This window comes from Pseudoalteromonas luteoviolacea DSM 6061 (assembly GCF_001625655.1).
Taxonomy (GTDB): domain Bacteria; phylum Pseudomonadota; class Gammaproteobacteria; order Enterobacterales; family Alteromonadaceae; genus Pseudoalteromonas; species Pseudoalteromonas luteoviolacea.
Genome location: NZ_AUYB01000100.1, coordinates 122,124 through 142,603 on the forward strand (window position 1 = coordinate 122,124; position 20,480 = coordinate 142,603).

The 20,480-nt window shown below is 41.2% G+C and carries 15 protein-coding genes; 8 read left to right on the forward strand and 7 right to left on the reverse strand.

Going from position 1 to position 20,480, the window contains the following annotated elements:
- Positions 1 to 3 precede the first annotated feature (3 nt).
- Complete coding sequence (locus N475_RS10630) at positions 4 to 945, forward strand: ribonuclease Z (protein WP_081232414.1); 942 nt, start codon at positions 4 to 6, stop codon at positions 943 to 945.
- Here the strand turns inward: N475_RS10630 and N475_RS10635 are convergent.
- The 6 genes from N475_RS10635 to N475_RS10660 form a co-directional block, all read right to left on the reverse strand.
- Complete coding sequence (locus tag N475_RS10635; protein WP_063365238.1) at positions 931 to 2,229, reverse strand: DUF2252 family protein; 1,299 nt, start codon at positions 2,227 to 2,229, stop codon at positions 931 to 933. The genes N475_RS10630 and N475_RS10635 overlap by 15 nt on opposite strands.
- Positions 2,219 to 3,061 (reverse strand): polyphosphate kinase 2 family protein, encoded by an 843-nt coding sequence (locus N475_RS10640; RefSeq protein ID WP_063356230.1) that lies wholly within the window; start codon positions 3,059 to 3,061, stop codon positions 2,219 to 2,221. Before N475_RS10640 ends, N475_RS10635 begins: the two co-directional genes overlap by 11 nt.
- Complete coding sequence (locus N475_RS10645; RefSeq protein WP_063365239.1) at positions 3,058 to 3,828, reverse strand: helix-turn-helix domain-containing protein; 771 nt, start codon at positions 3,826 to 3,828, stop codon at positions 3,058 to 3,060. Before N475_RS10645 ends, N475_RS10640 begins: the two co-directional genes overlap by 4 nt.
- Before the next feature lie 154 nt (positions 3,829 to 3,982).
- Positions 3,983 to 4,786 (reverse strand): DUF1338 domain-containing protein, encoded by an 804-nt coding sequence (locus N475_RS10650; RefSeq protein WP_063356232.1) that lies wholly within the window; start codon positions 4,784 to 4,786, stop codon positions 3,983 to 3,985.
- Between the two features lie 70 nt (positions 4,787 to 4,856).
- Positions 4,857 to 5,882 (reverse strand): arginine N-succinyltransferase, encoded by a 1,026-nt coding sequence (gene astA / locus N475_RS10655; RefSeq protein ID WP_063356233.1) that lies wholly within the window; start codon positions 5,880 to 5,882, stop codon positions 4,857 to 4,859.
- A gap of 37 nt (positions 5,883 to 5,919) precedes the next feature.
- Positions 5,920 to 7,125, reverse strand: coding sequence for an aspartate aminotransferase family protein (locus tag N475_RS10660; RefSeq protein ID WP_063365240.1), 1,206 nt, complete (start codon positions 7,123 to 7,125; stop codon positions 5,920 to 5,922).
- Between the two features lie 154 nt (positions 7,126 to 7,279).
- On the opposite strand from N475_RS10660, the gene N475_RS10665 reads away from it, so the two are divergent.
- Complete coding sequence (locus N475_RS10665; RefSeq protein WP_063365241.1) at positions 7,280 to 7,708, forward strand: Lrp/AsnC family transcriptional regulator; 429 nt, start codon at positions 7,280 to 7,282, stop codon at positions 7,706 to 7,708.
- A gap of 13 nt (positions 7,709 to 7,721) precedes the next feature.
- Here the strand turns inward: N475_RS10665 and N475_RS10670 are convergent, their stop codons facing one another.
- Positions 7,722 to 9,635, reverse strand: a complete 1,914-nt coding sequence (locus tag N475_RS10670) for a putative bifunctional diguanylate cyclase/phosphodiesterase (protein WP_063356236.1) — start codon at positions 9,633 to 9,635, stop codon at positions 7,722 to 7,724.
- Between the two features lie 446 nt (positions 9,636 to 10,081).
- On the opposite strand from N475_RS10670, the gene N475_RS10675 reads away from it, so the two are divergent.
- From N475_RS10675 to glgC, 6 genes are read left to right on the forward strand one after another with little or no spacing between them, the layout of a single operon-like run.
- Positions 10,082 to 10,384, forward strand: a complete 303-nt coding sequence (locus N475_RS10675) for an isoamylase early set domain-containing protein (RefSeq protein ID WP_063356237.1) — start codon at positions 10,082 to 10,084, stop codon at positions 10,382 to 10,384.
- Positions 10,385 to 10,390: 6 nt separating this feature from the next.
- On the forward strand, positions 10,391 to 12,382 hold the full coding sequence (gene malQ, locus N475_RS10680; RefSeq protein ID WP_063365242.1) for a 4-alpha-glucanotransferase: 1,992 nt from the start codon (positions 10,391 to 10,393) through the stop codon (positions 12,380 to 12,382).
- Entirely contained in the window at positions 12,379 to 14,616 is a 2,238-nt protein-coding gene (gene glgB, locus N475_RS10685) for a 1,4-alpha-glucan branching protein GlgB (protein ID WP_063356239.1), read from the forward strand. The genes malQ and glgB overlap by 4 nt, the downstream gene beginning before the upstream one ends.
- Position 14,617: 1 nt before the next feature.
- Complete coding sequence (gene glgX, locus N475_RS10690) at positions 14,618 to 16,684, forward strand: glycogen debranching protein GlgX (protein ID WP_063356240.1); 2,067 nt, start codon at positions 14,618 to 14,620, stop codon at positions 16,682 to 16,684.
- Positions 16,665 to 19,148 carry a glycogen/starch/alpha-glucan phosphorylase gene (locus N475_RS10695; protein WP_063356241.1) on the forward strand — a complete coding sequence of 828 codons (2,484 nt, stop codon included), beginning with the start codon at positions 16,665 to 16,667 and terminating at the stop codon, positions 19,146 to 19,148. Before glgX ends, N475_RS10695 begins: the two co-directional genes overlap by 20 nt.
- Positions 19,149 to 19,178: 30 nt before the next feature.
- Positions 19,179 to 20,477 carry a glucose-1-phosphate adenylyltransferase gene (glgC, locus tag N475_RS10700; RefSeq protein ID WP_063356242.1) on the forward strand — a complete coding sequence of 433 codons (1,299 nt, stop codon included), beginning with the start codon at positions 19,179 to 19,181 and terminating at the stop codon, positions 20,475 to 20,477.
- Positions 20,478 to 20,480: the final 3 nt, after the last annotated feature.

The following is a 20,480-nucleotide window of genomic DNA, read 5'->3' on the forward strand; positions in this document are numbered from 1 at the left end:
TTTATGCAATTAGAATTTTTAGGGACTTCTTCAGGCAGCCCAACCACATATCGGAATATGTCAGCAACCGCTATTAAATTTGAAAAGAGCAAACAATGGCTTCTTGTTGATTGTGGAGAGGGGACACAGCACCAAATTCTAAGGTCCAAACTAACCTTGTACCAATTAAGTTTAATTTGCATCAGTCATATTCATGGAGATCACTGCTATGGATTGCCAGGGCTTATCGCGTCTATGTCAATGTCAGGAAGGCAGGAACCGGTATATATGATTGCGCCAAAAAAAGTAATCGAATATCTCCATGCGACTTTTGCACTTACAGATATGTCTTTGCCTTTTGATTTAAGAACAACAGCAATTGAAGAGGTGGACGGTCAACTGGAGTTTGAATTTTGCTCGGTTGAGATTATGCCTTTAAAACACCGTGTACCGAGCTATGGGTTTAAAGTTACAGAAAAAATCATTCCTAACAAGTTGCGAATTAAGTCACTTAAGGCCGACGGGATCCCCACAGGCGCACACTTTAATCAATTACAAAAGGGACTAGATGTTGAGTTCGATGGCCAGATTTTATACTCAAGTAAATATGTATTTCCAAGCTGGAGACCTCGCAAAGTAATAGTATGTGGTGATAATGAGAAGCCAAGCCTTTTAAAACCTTACGTAGGTGATATAGATCTGTTGGTGCACGAGGCAACATTCACACATAGCGACTTAATGAAAGTCGGTCATCACACAGGACACAGTGACGCGAAAAGGGTGGCCCAATTTGCTCAGTGTGAGAATATCGCGTCACTGGTGTTGACTCATTTCAGTGTGCGTTATCATGGGCCCGGTTTATTAGAAAGCCTAAAAGCGGAAGCCCACGATAACTTCGATGGTCACTTAGTTCTGGCAAGTGACGGAGACATTATTGATGTGCCTAAAAAGCTACTTTCTGAGTGACTTAAATAGTTGCCAATCGGTGTTCACCTGCTGTGCATAATTATTCGCTAACTCAATAAGTTGCTCAAATTGTTTGGGCAATTGATTTATACAAAATTGCTGAAAAGCCATTGAACGTCTATCCCCGCGCATATGTGCATAGCAAAGCACTTCGGCACAACTTTGAGCATATTGTTTGAATCCTCCTTTTTGGGCAGCGCGTTTGCCCAATACAATGTGCTCAGGATCTATGCCAACGCGAGCATGATGTCGAGACCGAACTAACCAATGAATACCTTGCCACAAAGCGTCATCAATAATGAGATCAGGACGACGCTGCATTTGTCTTTGGCAATTTACGGTTAAATGGGCGTGATTTAATCTGTTTACAGGACTTAGATCTGTGAAATAGTTTAGAGGTGCTGCAAGGTTTTGTTGTTTAACTTCGACAATATGATAAAGCTCTGTTGGAGCTTGAGACCTTGGTCCAACAAGCAAGTAATATCTCTTAAGGTTGTTACTGCCAGTTCCTGCATCAAGACGTTCAACACAATCAATAATTTCATCATCAACGTAAGGCCTAAATTGATTTATCAAATTTGCTTTGATATCACTGTGTATTGGCTCAAACTTCAACGGGTCGACTTTAAAACGCAAAGGTGAGGTTGATAAGTCGACGCTTTTAGCGAGGCTGCTCTTTAAATTGAAAGCAGAGCCTCCGACCAAACGTTGTAACCCTTTTTGCCAACGTTTGTGTAAAATGTGATCTTGTTCGAACTTGGTAATAGCGCTTTGACTATTGTTTTCTCCTCTAATAGAAGCCTCACACGTGAGGGTGTACTGAGTTAGAAAGCCTTTTTGTGCTTCTGGTACATCACTTGCGTATACGAGGGGCTTTTGTCGCATAGTCAAATCTTCAGTAGTCTCTTGGAGTAATTGACCAGCTTGTTGTGCTAGGTTCAAGCTTACTAAATAGCGAAAAATATCCCAAACCGCATGTCCTACACATGCATCATCAAAATCATTGGGCGTAAACACTAACGTTTCCCCGTGGGAGCCCTCTTCACTTAAAAAACCAAAATTACTGGTGTGGCAGTCACCCATAATTGTGGTCACAGGTATGCTGTAAACTTCATCTGGTAAAGCAATTAAGCCATCAAAGATATCTTGGTACATTAATGGTGCTGTGCCACGGAAAAAGTGAAAAGGGCTAGAGGCCATTTTCTCGTGTTTAGCAAGGGTGGCAGAAGGTTCACAGCCATCATGGCGTTTAATATATGTACTTAATAACTTTTCACGGCTCATACTTACATCCTCTTTGTTTTATGCCCAATTGATGTTCCGCCAGCTCTACAACTTTAGGATCAATGGGCGGCGGCGCAATCACCATATTGTCGCTTAGAACGTGTGTAATATATTTGAGTATCTCGACACGCGCATACCATTTGTGATCAGCCAAAATCACGTTCCATGGTGCTTGCTCTGTGTTTGTTTTAAATAGCATCTCATCTATAGCAACTTCATAATCGGCACGTTTACTTCGGTTCCTTATGTCTTCTGTTGTCAGTTTCCAACGTTTATAAGGGTTATTTAGCCGCTCAGAAAATCGTTTAAGCTGCTCATCGCTACTGATATGTAAAAACAGTTTTATGACTTTAATGTTATCGTCTAGCAAAAGTTGCTCAAAATCATTGATCTCTTTATAGGCGCGATGCCATGCAGAGTCACTTGCATAGCCTTCAATTCGCTCCACTAGCACTCTGCCATAATAAGAACGGTCAAATATGGTTAGTGTGCCAGGCTTGGGGAGTTTATTAAAAAATCGATAAAGATAATGTCTGCCTTGTTCGTCATCTGTTGGTGGGCCGATAGGGAATACTTGATATCCCCTTGGGTCTAGCTTCTCCGTAATACGCCGTATAGCGCCTCCTTTTCCTGCTCCATCCCAACCTTCAAAAACAATTACTGCGCGTTGCCCTTGGTGGTAATAAGCCTGCTGAACATGAAGTAATTCATTTTGCCAATATTTGAGGGCCTGCTTGTAAGCGCTTTTTGAGTCTATTGCAGGGAATTCTAATGCCTCTTTTATATTTGGCAATTCCTTACTGTGCTGATATTGCGTTTGTTGCTTTCTCAAGTTGGTAGCCTCATTCTGTATTGCTTGGGGGTGATTTTCATCACTTTCTTAAATTGACGTATAAAATGGGACTGATCGGTGTATTCTAAATCGTAGGCGATATCAGTTAGTGACTTATGCGGGTTACACTTAATTACGCTTCTGGATTTCGATACTTCGACCAATGTTGCGTATTCCTTCGCGCTGATCCCCAGTACTTCAATAAAGGCCCTTTCGACACGCCGACCATTCATGCCCATTGTGTCATACAAATCTGAGAGTTTTATTGACCTAGCTTTGCTATCTATCTGACTTGATATCAAATAGTAAGCATCAGGCAGGTGGTAAGAGATATGATTAAAATGTGTTTCCAGCCACTCACATAACGAGTAAATACGTTGTATTGGCTCCATAATAGGGCTAATAACTTTCATTTGTAATGGAATAATGCTTATAAACTCTTGTAGTTCGATGCATTGGTTTTTTGCGTATTTCAAAGGCATATGAGTAAAATGCTTTGCACCCAAGGGGGTCAATCTCACACCGAACATTGTTTGTTTGTCAGATTTAAAGTGCCATAGATGTGATGTTGTTTGAGGGCCAAGTAGAAAAGCCCCAGAGCGAATAGCAGCATTATTGATATTGGACTCACCAGACATCACCAACAATATTGAAATGCATCCATCACTATGAATTGCTTGAGGCATTACAGGTACGGCGCCACAACAATACCAGAAGTTAATGACGTAAGGCGCAAGAGAGTGCGGGGGAGGGATCACTGTATACACGTATTTCTCCATTGTCCTTAACAAAATAAACGGCAAACCGTGGTTACTGACACAATGTACATGGAGCTCAAATTGAGGGCAAGAAAAAAGCAGCCAATGGCTGCTTTGTGTGTTTAAGTTAGTTTTACTTCAACTAATATCAACGCGAGTTAGGTTACCTTGCGTTAGTACTTTCGAAGATCTTATCAGCAGATGCGGCTACAAAGCCTGTGTATAGCTCACCATCTGGTTTATTGTAACGAAGCGCAAACTCGTAGAAGCAACTTGGGATCTCGAACTCACCATCAGAGAATGCAACAGGCTGGTGATCCGCAAGCGTTGAAGACTGCTCTAGCAATACCTCTGGAGAACCTTTAATTTCACCACCAGATGTATTTAGTGCAAAGCCGGCATCTTTAAGTGCCTGATTTACCGCTTCAATTGTTTCGAAATTTGCTAAGTAGTTAATGCTCACTGTGAAGTGGTTAGCGCGATAGCCCCATGCAGACATCCAAGCTGCATATTCACTTTCAGCAAGAAGTTGCTTGTACGTTTCGTTGCTTACCTGCCAGTGTGTACCTGAATACAAAAAGTTTTCAGCTGTTACTGCGCTTTCGTCAATACTATCGATCATTTTCGCGACGATAGACTGTAGCTCTTCAGAGCACTTTTCTAGCAAAAGTTCTGAAATGAATACTTTTGGCTTGCTTGGATCACTATGCTCATAATGTTTTGCATACAGTTTTTTAGCTTCAAAGTGATACTCGCCACATTCTTTATAACCAACAGCTTTAAAGTGCGCTGCTAACTTTTCTAGTCCCACTTTTTCGTGATTGAAAGTACGCAGTGCGATGTGGTCGTTAATGACATCATCCTGTTGTGTTGAACCTAATAGCTCATGAACTTTTACCGCAGATGGAGTTACTTCAAGGTAATTACTCCATAGGTTATCGAATAAGCTATCTACATTGTTGTGCATAATGACAATTCCTTAAAATTGCGGCTTGGCCGCGAGTTAATGTTACGACAAAGCACGACGTATTTGATTGTTATAAAACGAATCCACTCAATTTGTCGCCAGCACTGAGTTTGAGTGCTTGCGCAGTTTCATGGTCTACCGTAAATGTTTGTGACGCTTCATCCCACATTACTTTGGTTGTAAATGTGGCTCTAAATTCAGTTAGTTGACCATTAGATAAAGCCCAAGTGTCCGCAGAACTTGGTATTTTGTCACCAATAGTCAAAGTACCCGTTTTTGTTTCCCTTACTGTTTGGATATTCTCTAATCGTGCCTCGACAGTCGGCCCAGCATCAAAAAGATCTACGTATCCTCTGTGCTCAAATCCCTCTTTTTGCAGCAGTCTTAAAGCTGGCTTCGTTTTTTCGTGTACATGACCGATAACTGCTTGTGCTTCTGGACTCAAAAGGTTCGAATAAATAGGGTACTTAGGCATTAGCTCAGAAATAAATACCTTGTCACCTAGGCCGACTAAATGGTCTGCTTGAGGAAACTCAATACTAAAAAAGTGCTCTTGAAGCCATTGCCAAAAAGGACTGTGGCCATTTTCGTCGCTCACCCCACGCATTTCAGCGATTACCTTATCACTGAACCTTTCACTATGTTGTGCCATAAACAAAAAACGAACACGAGATAAGAATCTACCCGCTAGACCACGACGAAACTGTTCTCTTAAAAACAGCGTGCAGATCTCAGAGCTGCCTGTGTAATCATTGCAAATGGATAGGATTTCGACAGTATTGTATACGTTTAAAGTGCTGGAATGATGAACGGTCTTACCTTGGTGGTAATGATACAAAGGAACCTGCATACCCACAGCGGCTTCTATTGCCGTCGTTCCGAGGATATCACCTGTTTGCGTATCTTCCAGTACAAACAAATAGCCTTCATCAATAGGTGTGCTGAGTGACTTTGCAAAACTTTCTTGAGAGCGCTGAATTTTATTTGATAAAAGTTCATCATCTACAGGTAGAGAAGTGAAGCCATGCCCCGACTCTACTGCAATGGTCTTTAAAGCAGCGAAATCTTCGCTGCTGATTGGTCTAAGTACTTGCATATGAGTATCTAAGAGGGCGGAACACCGCCCTAAATAATTAAGCGTTTACAACGTCAGCTACGGCAAGCTCGAAACGAGCTAGGCCTGCTTTAATTTCTTCTTCAGTGATAACCAATGAAGGTGTAAATCGAACTACGTTAGTGCCAGCAACCAGTGTCATTAGACCGTGTTTTGCACTTGCTACTAGGAAATCACGAGCCTTGCCTTCATAGTCCCCTTTTAACACGCCGCCAAGTAACAGGCCTTTACCACGTACTTCGCTAAATACATTGTACTTTTCGTTGATTGCATTTAGTCCATCACGGAACATTTGCTCTCTTTCTTTCACGCCATTTAAAACTTCAGGCGTGTTCACTGTGTCGAACGCTGCTTCAGCTACCGCACAAGCTAGCGCGTTACCACCATAAGTAGAACCGTGCGTACCAATCTTAAGGTGTCTGGCAATATCTGTTGTTGTAATCATTGCACCAATTGGAAAACCGCCGCCAAGTGCTTTTGCAGTGGTCAAAATGTCAGGTGTTACATTTAGACCTTGATATGCATACAAATCACCTGTACGACCTACGCCAGTTTGAACCTCATCAAAAATAAGCAATGCGTTGTGCTTATCACACAGTTCTCTTACGCCTTGAACAAATTCAATCTCTGGAGAAATAATACCGCCTTCGCCTTGAAGTGGTTCCATCATAACGGCACAAGTTTTATCTGAGATCACTTTAGAGAAAGTTTCTAAGTCGTTGTAATCAATGTGGATGATATCTTGAGGTTTAGGGCCAAAGCCATCTGAATATGCAGCTTGTCCGCCAACGGTTACAGTGAAGAAAGTACGACCATGGAAGCCTTTATTGAAAGCGATGATTTGTGTTTTCTCTTCATTAAACTTATCAATTGCGAAACGACGAGCTAGTTTAAGAGCAGCTTCGTTTGCTTCTGCACCAGAGTTTGCGAAGTAAACCTTATCTGCAAATGTTGCGTCCGTTAACTTTTTAGCTAAACGTAGTGCTGGTTCGTTTGTCATTACATTAGATAGGTGCCAGATTTTTTCGCCTTGCTCTTTAAGGGCATTAACTAGAGCTGGGTGACTATGGCCTAAGCAGTTAACTGCAATACCACCTGCGAAGTCGATATATTCATCGCCTTTTTGATCCCAAACACGTGCTCCTTTACCTTTTACAGGGATAACCGCAGAAGGGTTGTAGTTAGGTACCATTACTTCATCAAATAGTTCGCGATTCACTTGCATGACTTCGTCCTCATATTACTTCAACTTAATTTACACGTTTGGTTTTGTGTATATTCTTATTGGGTCATTATTGCGTGAACTGATGAAAATTTGCAGTGTAAATTTATATAAAATGAGTAGAATACTCGTCAAAATGACGAGGGGATTTGTCAAAATGATAAGTAAACAAGATGAAAGATTGATTTCTGTACTACGCAGTAATGCACGCGCAAGCATTTCAGAGCTTGCGAGGCTATTAGATATGTCTCGTACAACAGTCCAGTCAAGATTACAGAAACTTGAGCAAAATGGCGTTATACAAGGTTATAAAATTGACTTTGGGCAAGATTATTTAGGTAGCCTAGTCTCTGCGCACGTCTCGATTAAGGTGAAGCAAAAATTAACTGCCAAGACCAACAATGCGCTCAAGCAATTAGATCATATATCAGCTTTATACGCGATTAGTGGAGAGTACGATATGATCGCTATTGTCGAGGCCCAAAACTTAGAGCAACTGAGCAAATTACTAGACGAAATTGGTAATTTAGATGGTGTAGAGAGAACAAACTCAGCGGTTATTTTAGAAACCAAGTTTCAGCGCTAAACATGCGCCGAAACTAATTGGCTTTTGGCAACCAGACACTGGTTCCTGTAGTGGCTATATGATTTACGTTGCCCTTAAGTACTTTGTCGCCTACATTTCGCGAAGTTTCGGGACGGCTAACTAGGTAACCTTGAACACAACAGATCCCCATGTCTTTGACCAACTCAAATTGATCTAACTGCTCGACACCCTCTGCGACAATTTTTAGTCCAAGTTGTGCTCCTAATTCACTAATTGAGTTTAAGATCTTGTAATACTTGGGATTATCTTTTGCTTGGGAGATAAACAATTTATCAATTTTTATGACGTCTATAGGCAAATCAGCAAGGGTACTCAATGAGCTAAATCCAGTGCCAAAATCATCAATAGCAATTGTGACGCCTGCACTTCTACAGCGCTCTAATTGCGCTATGATTTCGTCACTGGCAGTAATAAGTGTGGACTCAGTAATCTCTATCATCAGTGAACTGGCCGGTAGCCCAGACTTTTCAAGTGCGTTTAATACCCAATCATAAATAGGGCGGTGCTTTAACTGAATACCAGATACATTGACAGAAATTTTGACTTTCTTCATGCCTGCATTGTGCCATGCTGACATTTGTCGACATGATTCAAGTAAAATCCAATCTCCAAGTTCTAAAATAAGGTTTGACTCTTCCGCAATAGGAATAAATTCCGAAGGAGGAATTAACCCTTCAATTGGGTGGTGCCAGCGAGTCAAAGCTTCAAAGTAATCAATTGAACAATCTTCAACATGAACAATTGGTTGAAAAGATAGTTGAAAGTTTTGAGAGGCTATAGCAAGTCTCAATTCTTCTAATAAATAATGGTAACGGCGGATCTTGTTGCCCATTTCTGGTGAATAAACCCTAAAGATACCCCGGCCATCTGTTTTTGCCCTATACATAGCGACATCTGACATTTGCAATAAGGCATTAGGTGTTGAAGCACTGTCTGGAAATACGGCTATACCAATACTTGCACTAATTTTGACAAGTTTATTGCCGAGAACAAAGTCGCGTTCTACTTCGCTGAGTATGGTTTGTGCCACTTCTGTACAAAAGCTGGTGTCTCTTAAATTGGGAATAAAAATAGAAAATTCATCGCCACCAAGACGCGATAAATTTTGATCTAAGCCATGCACTGGATGTGCATCGTTGAGTTGAAATTGCCTAACAACTTGCTCTAAGCGACCAGATACTTGAATAAGAATCTCATCGCCGAAACTATGACCAAATGAGTCGTTCACTTGTTTAAAGCCGTCTAAGTCAATAAATAGTAAACCACATTTAGTTTTACTTTTATCTGCTTCAGTTAGCTGTTCGCTAATATGTTCAATATATGCATGTCTATCTATAAGCTTGGTCAATTTGTCTTGATACACATGACTATCTGATTGAACTTTTATTCGTTGCAAATTGTCACTTAAAGCTTGAACAGAGTGACATATTTGAGCCATAGGGCCACCAGAATGCAGCTCTTTGTGTTGAATATCTAAGCCTTCTAGTAACGTAGTTAAATCTTTATTGATGGCAAGTAAAGCGTCTAATTGTGCCGATTCGTGAGATTGACTTTTCAGCCTTGAAAAAATAAAGATAACGATGAGCAAGCACAACATAAGTAGAGCGGGCGATGACCAAACGAGCGTAAACACTTCAGTCGTGGTTGCAAGAACATAGTTGGCGTTTTCTTTACCAACAATGACATAGTATTGTGTATTGAGTTCTACAAAATCTTGGTCATAAAGAACAAACTGAAACCATGGAGACGTGTTATCTACCTCGGAGAAATTCGCTATTTGGGTATCTAACGTCAACAGACCTGACTGTGCGTTTAAAACGTGCTTTGCAAACGTCAAGTTTGCAGCAATCCCAATCACTATGATACTGACTAAGCCGTAAGCTAAATTTTTAAATACATTTTGCATGATTGAGACAATCCAAAATTAACCGATAAACGGATCCTTCTTAACTCTGTAGTATACATCAAATTAGTCACAGAGATTACAACCTTTTACACGCTTTTTCTAACAAGTGCAATTATCAAAATAAATTCAACTTTGATTAAACAAAATAATTTAAAATTCACTGAGTAAGATCAATTATCAAATTAATTCACTTTACATGATAATAATTCTTATCTACTTTTTTATGTCATTGGCTTGATATTTGCTGCTACCAGCTAGGGATCAAGTTAACTATCCAAAAATGTACTTTTCTGGTGCAAATGTAAGTTGTATTGCACTGTTGTGAGGCGTACGAGTTTATTTGATGTACTAAATTATTCTCACAAAATGTGTACGTATAAGTATGAATTATACGACATCCTTTTGTGGCAAGGAACACCAACCAGGTTAGGTTTTTGGAGCCCAAGATGTTAACAAAACGTTTTTTTAAAACAAAAAACGAAGCTGAAATTACGTTTGAGTTTTCTCACCCAGATGCAAGTAAGGTCGAATTAGTTGCTGAGTTTAATGATTGGCAACCCATTTCGATGAAATTTAATAAAAAAGACAAACGTTTTAGACTAAAACACCGACTCCCAACCGAGAAGCAATTTCACTTTCGTTACCTTATTGATGGCAAAAGCTGGGATAACGACCACAATGCTGATGGATATGCTGCCAATGGGTTTGGCAGTGAAAATAGTATAGTTGATACACAAAGATTGGCTTAGCTGCCAATGGAAGGGTTAGAGCAACTGTACTACCTGCATGGTATCGGGTACGACTTTACAAAATATAATGGTGAATATGTTGTCTTTGATGAAGCAACTAGAAAGGGAGCTTTGCATTGCTGTGGTATTGATACGTCGGATCAAAACCTAATCACCGCGAAGAATTTTGCTTTGGATGTTGCACCTTGGATGCAAATGCTCGCAGAGGTGACATTGGCGAGCTCAGAGATGGGAACTTTTGAATTAAAAGTGCCATCATCATATCGCGGTCATCTAGTTGATATAAAAATATTTAAGTGTGGTGTAGCGTTATCGGTGAATTTGGCAGATTGCCGTGAAGTTGGAAACTATCAATATAACAATGAGCATTACATTGCTATAGAAGTATCTGTTGGAGCACTGCCTGTTGGGTACTTCGATATGGAGGTAACTTGTAACTTAGGAACATTCAGGACTGAATTATGGTCTGTTCCAAAAACATGTTACAACCCATATTTGGGCAAAAGTGAGCGAAAGTCGCTAGGCCTATCCATACAGCTGTATACGCTGAAAAGTAACAGGAACTTTGGTTTTGGCGACTTTAGCGATTTAAAGGAGTTAGTGTGTAAATCAGCCAATTTTGGGGTCGATTTTATTTTATTGAACCCATTGCACATGCTATTTGCAGATCAACCAGAAAAAGCGAGCCCTTATAGCCCTTCTCATCGCTGTTTGATAAATCCGTTATACATATCATTAGACGATGTTGAAAGCATCGTTGGCAATGCGTGTTGGAGGCGTTTTTTAAGCAGTACGAATGCCAATGAAAATAGAGCATTTGATGGACAGTATGTTGATTATTCTGTTGTCAGTCAGACGAAGTACCTTCTGTTTGAAAAGCTATACGACGCGTGGGCACCTGAATCTGATGCATGTGCAAGCTTTCAGCTGTTTTTGGCAGAGCAAAAAGCAGAGCTTGGAGAACTCCCTTTAAGTCAGTTTGAATGGTTTTTGCAATGGGTTAGCTCAGCGCAGCTTGAAAGGTGTCAAGAATTGGCCACTGAACTTGGTATGAGTATTGGTTTGGTTAGTGATCTCGCTGTGGGGTGTACCAAAGAAGGTATGGAGTTTCAAGCTTATCGAGATTGCTTCACACATGGAGCAAACGTGGGGGCGCCTCCAGATCCATGGGCTGAAAACGGCCAAAACTGGGGGTTACCTGCACCAAACCCACAGAAAATGAAAGCACATAATTTTCATTACTTCAAATCTCTGGTTAGAGCAAACATGCGCAGTGTTGGTGCTTTGAGAATCGACCATGTTATGGCCCTGCGTAGGTTATGGTGGTGTTTCACACAGGATGAAAAAGAGCTTGGTTGTTATGTTTACTACCCATTTGAGCACTTATTAGCGATTTTAAAGATTGAATCCCATTTGAGTTCAACCATCGTTATTGGGGAAGATTTGGGAGTAGTTCCTCCTGAAGTGACTAGCTCTTTAGAAGAGTCAGCTATTTTTGGCAATACGCTTTTTTATTTTGAAAAAAATGAAAATGGTGCATTTAAGTCAAGCGAAAAGCTCAGATCCAATGCGCTAACTATGGTGGCAAACCATGATGTTCCCCCTTTTCATGGTTGGTGGAGCGGTAATGATATTAACGTCAAGCTTGCATATGAAATTATTAATCAAGAGCAACGGCAAAAGCAGTTACGAGATAGGGAAGTTGAAAAGGGCCGCCTATTAGATTGGTTACATGAGTTCACGGATGGTTGCTTTGATATGGACAGTTCTAGTGAAGTTATTTATCAAAATGTTATGAAAGTTTTAGCCGCGTGTCCCAGCCAACTTTTGGCTATTCAGCTTGATGACCTAGACTTGCAACAGGTACCTGTAAATATACCAGGTACCGATACCGAGTACCCCAATTGGCGTCGCAAATTAAATCATGAGCTTGTTGATATCTTTGAAATGCAGCAAGAATTTATCAAACAGCTTAATGAGATCAGGAAAAAACAATGAATTCTGTAAACAAAAAGCTTGGAAGTATTGAAGATTATTCAGAACAAGTGAGTGCATTGTCATCGGGTTGTTTTAGTGACCCATTTAGCTTTTTAGGTCCTCACGTAGTTGATTTTGAAACACATCGTGCAGTTGCATTGAGAATATTTATTCCCAGCGCAATTTCAGTCAAGGTTTTGCATGATGGCATTGAGACGCAAATGAAAAGGTACCTCGATTCAAGCCTGTTTGTTGCCCAGTTTGAAGAATCATTCAATACCCAAGATTATCGTTTAAAAGTGTCTTTTGAAAGTTCAGAGGTCATCTTTGACGATATATATAGGTTCGCAAGTGCATTGGATGAACATGCAATGTATTTGTTTAATGAAGGCACGTTAGAACATGGCAATAAACACTTTGGTGCTCGCTTCTTAACACACCAAGGGGCCAAAGGGGTTCAATTTAGTGTTTGGGCACCTAACGCTAAAAGTGTATCCGTCATCGGTGACTTTAATTATTGGCAACCGAATCAGCATTTTATGCGTTTGCACCCTGCAAGTGGGGTTTGGGATTTATTTGTCCCAGGGTTACAGCCAGATCAATGTTATAAGTTTGCAATTACAACACTTGACGGCAGTGTTTTAGAAAAAGCAGATCCATTCGCTCAAAAAATGCAACAAGCCCCCGGTACGGCAAGTATCCTTCAAGAAAATACATCCGTTGTTGAGTTGAGTTGTGAGCAAATCAATGCTCGTCGTAAACGAAATAGTGTAGATGCCCCCATTTCTATTTACGAAGTACATTTGGGATCGTGGAAAAGGCGCCAAGAAGAAGACAATCGATATTTAACATATCGTGAGTTGGCAGATGACTTGGTGAGTTACGTCAAAGAATTGGGCTTTTCTCACATCCAACTGATGCCAATCAGTGAGTACCCATTCGATGGGTCATGGGGTTATCAGCCGGTTGGCTTGTTTTCTCCTACGAGCCGGTTTGGCTCGGTAGAGGATTTTAAATACTTTAGCAAAAAGTGTGAGGAGCAGGAGGTTGGGTTGTTACTTGATTGGGTGCCCGGTCATTTCCCTACAGATCCGCATGGATTGCAGAAGTTTGATGGTACGCACTTGTATGAGCATGCTGATAAGCGGCAAGGTTTTCATCCTGACTGGAATACTTGTGTGTTTAATTATGAAAGGCCGGAAATTAAGAGTTACTTACTTTCCAATGCTAACTATTGGCTAAGTGAGTTTAAACTAGATGGGCTAAGAGTTGATGCTGTGGCATCTATGCTTTATCTCGATTATTCGAGAAATGAGGGTGAGTGGATAGCCAATCAATATGGCGGCCGAGAAAACATTGGTGCGATCAATTGTTTACAGTCGAGCAATTCAGCTTGTTACAAGAACAATCCGCACATCATGATGGTGGCAGAAGAGTCTACTGCTTGGCCGGGCGTTACGCAAAGCGTAGAACATGGTGGTCTTGGATTTGGGTTTAAATGGAACATGGGATGGATGAATGACAGTCTTGGCTTTATGCAGAGAGACCCTATTCACCGAAAGTATCACCATCATGAAATGACTTTCTCTATGGCGTATGCGTTTTCTGAAAATTATATTTTGCCTCTAAGTCATGACGAAGTTGTGCATGGCAAAGGCTCATTACTCAGTAAAATGCCAGGAGATGATTGGCAACAGTTTGCCAACCTGAGAGCCTATTATGGGTTTATGTTTGCCCACCCTGGAAAGAAACTACTCTTTATGGGGAGTGAGTTGGCGCCAAGAACTGAGTGGGATCATAATCAAAGTTTGGATTGGTCTTTGCTGGAAAGTGAAGCGCATAGCGGCATCTATAAAACAGTGAAGTCTTTAAATAAACTTTATAACAAAACGCCTGCGCTTTACGAAGTGGACACATCGCCTGCTGGTTTCCGCTGGATTGACTGTAATAATGATGAGCAGTCCATATTTAGTTTTGCGCGCTTTGGCAAACACTATTCTGACTTAACAATAGTGGTAAGTCATTTCACTCCGCAAGTATTCCATCACTTCAAATTAGGTGTACCAAGAGCCGGAGTTTATCAAGTGGTTTTTAACTCTGATGATCAAGATTTGTTTGGTAGTGGGGTTAAGGTTGTTGCTCATAAACAGCAATTGGTAGAGTCAAAGCCCGTTTCTAGTCATGGCTTTGAACAAAGCATAGAAATAACAGTTCCACCTCTGTGCACTGTCTATCTAAAGTATATCTCGGCATAACATGTTAAAAACGTCAATTGGATGTACATACCCACTGGGTAATGCAGTTTGTGAAAAGGGGGTCAACTTTGCGGTATATGCCCCTAATGCTGAGCAGGTTATTCTGTGTTTGTTTGATGATCAGGCAAACACTGAGATAGCTCGTATGGAGATGAACAAACGTGAAGGCGGGCTTTGGACTCTGTTTGTAGAGTCCATCGGTGAAGGCGCATTATATGGCTACCGTGTTGATGGCCTGTACGACCCTGGAGAAGGTTTCTTTTTCAATAAAAATAAGCTGTTGTTAGATCCGTATTGTAAGGATTTTAGAGGGGATTTTACTTGGAGTGAGCGGCACTACTGCCATCTACCTGTTGGCGAATTTAATTCTCATGATAATGCCATTGACATGCCAAAAAGCAGAGTTTTTACCCCAAAAGTTTATGAGGGTAAAAAGCCAGATATAGCATGGCACGATTCTTTTATTTATGAGTGTCATGTCAAAGGCGCAACACAAACTTTAATAGGATTGAGTAAAGAGAAGCAAGGCACATTCTTAGGTATATGTGATAGCGGTTTTATTGAGCACTTAAAAAGTATGGGGGTTACGGCAATAGAGCTTCTGCCTGTTCATGCCTTTATCAGTGAGCAGTTTTTGACAACCAAGGGCTTACAGAATTATTGGGGCTACAACACATTGAGTTTTTTTGTGCCACACAAAGCATACTGTGTGAATGGAAATGTCACTGAGTTTCAAAAGATGGTAGCAACGCTCCACGAGCATAACATTGAGGTCATAATTGATGTGGTATACAACCACACTGCTGAGAGCGGAATTGATGGACCAATGCTATCCATGAAAGGGTTGCACAATCGTGGTTATTATCGAATGTTACATACACCTGAGTCGGTTTATATCAACGACACTGGGTGTGGAAATACCATAAATATTGATGACCCGATTACCTTGAGGCTTATTCTAGACAGTTTGCGGTACTGGGTTGAATACATGGGCGTTGACGGATTTAGGTTTGATCTTGCGACAATTCTAGGGCGAACAAACGATGGCTTTCATGGTCAGCATGCTTTTTTTCAAGCTATCTCACAAGACCCTGTTTTGTCACAAGTGAAGCTAATTGCAGAGCCTTGGGATGTAGGGCCTGGAGGTTATCAACTTGGCGCATTTCCACCACCATGGAGGGAATGGAATGATAAATACCGTGATATTGTAAGACGATTTTGGCGTGGTGACAGTGGCACACTACCTGAGCTTGCTAAGCGTATACACGGCTCAAATGATCTGTTTGAACACAATTTGAGAGGGCCGCTAAATTCAATAAACTTCTTAACCAGTCACGATGGGTTTAGTCTTGCCGACTGGGTTAGCTATGAAAACAAACATAATGATGCGAATGGTGAGCACAATCGCGATGGGCACAGTGAAAACTATTCGTTTAATTGTGGTGTTGAGGGTGAAACTGTTGATCCTGAAATAATAAACAGACGCAAGCGACAACAAACAAATGCCTTGGTTACATTATTTATGTCCAAAGGGGTGCCGATGATCTGTGCAGGCACAGAGCTTAACCATACTCAAAAGGGCAACAACAATGCGTATTGTCAAGACAACGAGAATAGTTGGCTTAATTGGCATAATCTAGACTCTCCACAAATACTCAAAGCGTCAATTACATCACTCATGAAAATTCGCAGCAAATTGAGTGTGTTTAAACATCCGTTTTATGTTCACGCGGATGACAATAGATTTGCGGTGCTGTGGTACAACAGCGCGGGGCAAATCATGAGTGAGTCCGACTGGCATGATGAACTCAACAAAACCTTAATCTATATTTTGGCTGATAATGAAAAACGCAGTGCTGTATTAGTGATTTTGCATGCAGATTGTGATGGAGCCGAAATACAGTTACCTGAATCTCCGTTTTCTACTAGCTGGGAGGTTGCCTATTCTTCTTTAGATATTGATATTGAAGCAGATCAGCCTCTCAACTCTTTTCGCCTAACAGGACAGAGTGCATGGGTACTCTTGTCTCATAATGAGGAAACCGCGAATGGCTCAGAAAAAGTCTAATGTGTGTGTCGTTAAACACTGGCAGGATGCGCCTAAGCTCAATGAAAGCGATTTAGCTGATGACTTAAATCGACATTTTTACTACACACTTGGACGAGATAAAGTAGGGGAGTCTAAGCACTACCTATTTCAAGCTTTAGCCTTGACCATTAGGGATAGGCTGGTTGCTAGGTGCCGTGCCACAAAGCAGCATTTAGACCAGCAAAAAACCAAAAAAGCAGCTTATCTATCGCTCGAATTTTTAATGGGGCGAGCACTAGGTAACGCAATATTAAACTTGGATTTGGAAGAACAGATTGAGTCCGCACTCAGTGAATATGGCACTAACTTAGAAGAATTAGAGTCAGCAGAGCATGATGCTGGGCTTGGAAATGGTGGTTTAGGACGATTGGCTGCATGTTTTCTTGATAGTTGTGCATCTCTTGCGCTTCCGGTTATCGGATATGGTATTCGCTATGAGTATGGAATGTTTAATCAATCAATTGAACATGGTGCACAAATAGAGCATCCGGATAAGTGGCTCAGAGAGGGACACCCTTGGGAGTTGAGTGCTCCAGAGCAGGCTAAGGTAGTTAAGTTTTTTGGCAATGTAGAAACGCATACCGATAAACAAGGTCGAGTTCATCATTATTGGGTAAACACTCAAGATGTTCTCGCTGTGCCATTTGATGTGCCTATCCCCGGTTATAGAAATGGGGTTGTAAATACCCTTAGGCTTTGGAAGTCTGAGGCGACAGATGAATTCAATCTAAAAGAGTTTAATCAAGGAAGTTACTCTGAAGCTGTAGCCAAAAAGAACCTTGCAGAGCAAATTACCATGGTGTTGTATCCAAACGACGCGAGTGAAAATGGTAAAGAGCTTAGGCTTCGACAGCAGTATTTCCTATCCAGTGCCAGTTTACAAGACATACTACATCAATGGACCGAGCAGCATGGCACCGATTTTAGTGATTTTGCGGATTACCATGTTTTTCAACTAAACGATACACACCCGAGTGTGGCTGTTGCGGAGCTTATGCGGTTGTTGTTGGATGAATATGAGTTAGAGTGGGAGGCTGCGTGGAGCATTACGACAACAACGATGGCGTATACCAATCATACGTTGCTACCTGAGGCGCTTGAAAAATGGTCTGTATCTTTATTTAGTCGTCTTCTACCTCGCGTTTTAGAAATCATCTATGAAATTAACGCTAGATTCTTGGCTGAAGTGGCACTTAAGTGGCCAGGTGATATTGATAAACAAAGAGAATTATCATTAATTGAAGAAGGCCCCGAGCCCCAAATTAGAATGGCATACCTTGCTATCGTCGGCAGCTTTTCGGTTAACGGTGTTGCAGCGTTACACACCGAACTTCTTAAATCAGGTCTGTTCAATAGTTTTTATAATTTGTGGCCAAGCAAATTCAACAATAAGACAAACGGTGTAACTCCGAGAAGATGGCTTGCCCATTGTAACCCTGAGCTAGCACAACTAGTCACGGAAAAAATTGGTGAGGGTTGGCAAGCTGACTTTTCAGAAATACAGGGGATCAGACGTTTTTATGATAAAGCGGCTTTTCACCGTGAGTGGCAGCAAGTAAAAGAGCACAATAAGGTGAAACTAGCGAAGCTGGTGGAAAGCCGTTGTGGTGTTCAATTCGATACTGACATGATGTTTGATGTTCAGGTAAAGCGCATTCATGAATATAAACGCCAATTGCTTAATATACTTCATGTCATTGCTTTATATGACCAAATTCGACGTGGTGAAGTAAAAAACATGGTCCCTAGGTGTGTTTTGTTTGGTGGTAAGGCTGCTCCGGGCTACCACATGGCTAAACTCATTATAAAGCTCATAAACAATGTTGCTAATGTCGTTAACAAAGACAGTGCTGCCAAGCCTTACTTAAGAGTTGCATTTTTACCTAATTACAATGTAACAGCAATGGAAACCATTTGCGCCGCGACTGATTTGTCTCAACAAATTTCAACCGCAGGTAAAGAAGCCAGCGGAACTGGCAATATGAAGTTCATGATGAATGGTGCAGTGACCATTGGAACATTGGATGGAGCGAATATAGAGATTCGTGAGCAAGTTGGAGACGATAACTTCTTTTTGTTTGGTGTAACTGCAGAGCAGGCCAACCAAGTAAGGCAGAATTATAACCCCAGTGAAATTATCGAGTCTTTTACACCTTTAAAAAATACTATGAAGCTATTGGCCAGCGGTCACTTCAATCTATTTGAGCCTAATATTTTTGACGACATCATTTTGTCAATTCAGAGCCCTCATGACCCTTGGTTAGTTGCTCAAGACTTCGAAAGTTATTTTGACGCACAGCAACGTGCTGCGCAGAGTTACACGAACAAAACATTGTGGAATCGGATGAGTATATTAAATACAGCAGCTAGTGGCACATTTTCTAGTGATCGCACGATTTCGCAATACAGTGAAGATATTTGGCGATTGAAACCCATGCAGTAACCGCCTTGAACATAAATATGGAGATAAGAAATGCCGAGTTATGCAAACCGTTATATCAGTAACCTGACAAGAGACACGTATGCGTTGATCCTTGCAGGTGGGCGTGGCAGTCGGTTGCACGAATTAACCGACTGGCGTGCTAAGCCAGCGGTCTACTTTGGTGGTAAGCACAGAATTATAGATTTCCCATTATCGAACTGCATAAACTCGGGTATTCGACGAGTGGGTATTGCAACGCAGTACAAGTCGCATTCGTTGATACGCCACGTAAATCGTGCGTGGGGTCACTTCAAAAAAGAATTAGGGGAATCAGTCGAAATTTTACCCGCATCGCAGCGTTATGGTGATGAATGGTACTGCGGTACAGCCGATGCTGTTTTTCAAAACATGGATATTATTCGTCATGAATTACCAAAGTACGTAATGATTTTGTCAGGGGATCATGTGTATCGAATGGACTACGGTGCGTTAATTGCGAAGCATGTAGAAACAGGTGCTGACATGACCGTTTGTTGTATTGAGGTAGATTGTGATGAGGCTGCGAATACGTTTGGCGTAATGACGGTAGACCAAGATAAACGTGTCCGTAGATTCGATGAAAAGCCGGCAGAGCCTTCATCCATACCAGGAAAACCAGGGATTTGTTTAGCATCTATGGGTAATTACGTGTTCAATACAGAGTTTTTATTTGAACAGCTAAAAAGAGATGCTCAACGAGAAGGCTCTGGCAGAGACTTTGGACATGACATTATTCCCTCAATCATAGAGGAACATAATGTATATGCATTTCCATTTAGAGACCCAAGTCATCCAGGCCAACCATACTGGCGTGATGTAGGAACAATAGATTCATTCTGGGAAGCTAATATGGAGCTCGTATCAGTTGAACCTCAATTAGATTTATACGACCCGTCTTGGCCGATTTGGACGTATCAAGAGCAGCTACCTCCTGCCAAATTTATTTTTGATGACGAAAATAGACGAGGTATGGCAGTAGATTCTACCGTTTCAGGTGGGTGCATTATCTCAGGCTCTGTAGTTCGAAAATCCCTACTGTTTTCAAATGTGCATGTACATTCGTACTGCGAAATTGAAGGGGCCGTAGTTTTGCCAGGGGTTAAAATCAATCGCCATTGTAGAATTAAAAATGCGATAATTGATCGAAGTTGTGAAATACCCACAGGGATGAGGATTGGGTATGACGCTGAGGAAGATCGCAGCAATGGCTTTAGGGTATCTAACAAGGGCATTGTATTAGTTACTCGGGATATGCTTGCAGCACTGCAGCAAAGCCAAAAGCCGAAAGAGTCTAGTTTAGAAAGCGCCTAAGGT

Coding starts and splice junctions, on each gene's coding strand:
- N475_RS10630 (WP_081232414.1), top strand. CDS start 4: ATGCAATTAGAATTTTTAGGGACTTCTTCAGGCAGCCCAACCACATAT.
- N475_RS10635 (WP_063365238.1), bottom strand. CDS start 2,229: ATGAGCCGTGAAAAGTTATTAAGTACATATATTAAACGCCATGATGGC.
- N475_RS10650 (WP_063356232.1), bottom strand. CDS start 4,786: ATGCACAACAATGTAGATAGCTTATTCGATAACCTATGGAGTAATTAC.
- astA (WP_063356233.1), bottom strand. CDS start 5,882: ATGCAAGTACTTAGACCAATCAGCAGCGAAGATTTCGCTGCTTTAAAG.
- N475_RS10660 (WP_063365240.1), bottom strand. CDS start 7,125: ATGCAAGTGAATCGCGAACTATTTGATGAAGTAATGGTACCTAACTAC.
- N475_RS10665 (WP_063365241.1), top strand. CDS start 7,280: ATGATAAGTAAACAAGATGAAAGATTGATTTCTGTACTACGCAGTAAT.
- N475_RS10670 (WP_063356236.1), bottom strand. CDS start 9,635: ATGCAAAATGTATTTAAAAATTTAGCTTACGGCTTAGTCAGTATCATA.
- N475_RS10675 (WP_063356237.1), top strand. CDS start 10,082: ATGTTAACAAAACGTTTTTTTAAAACAAAAAACGAAGCTGAAATTACG.
- malQ (WP_063365242.1), top strand. CDS start 10,391: ATGGAAGGGTTAGAGCAACTGTACTACCTGCATGGTATCGGGTACGAC.
- glgB (WP_063356239.1), top strand. CDS start 12,379: ATGAATTCTGTAAACAAAAAGCTTGGAAGTATTGAAGATTATTCAGAA.
- glgX (WP_063356240.1), top strand. CDS start 14,618: ATGTTAAAAACGTCAATTGGATGTACATACCCACTGGGTAATGCAGTT.
- N475_RS10695 (WP_063356241.1), top strand. CDS start 16,665: ATGGCTCAGAAAAAGTCTAATGTGTGTGTCGTTAAACACTGGCAGGAT.
- glgC (WP_063356242.1), top strand. CDS start 19,179: ATGCCGAGTTATGCAAACCGTTATATCAGTAACCTGACAAGAGACACG.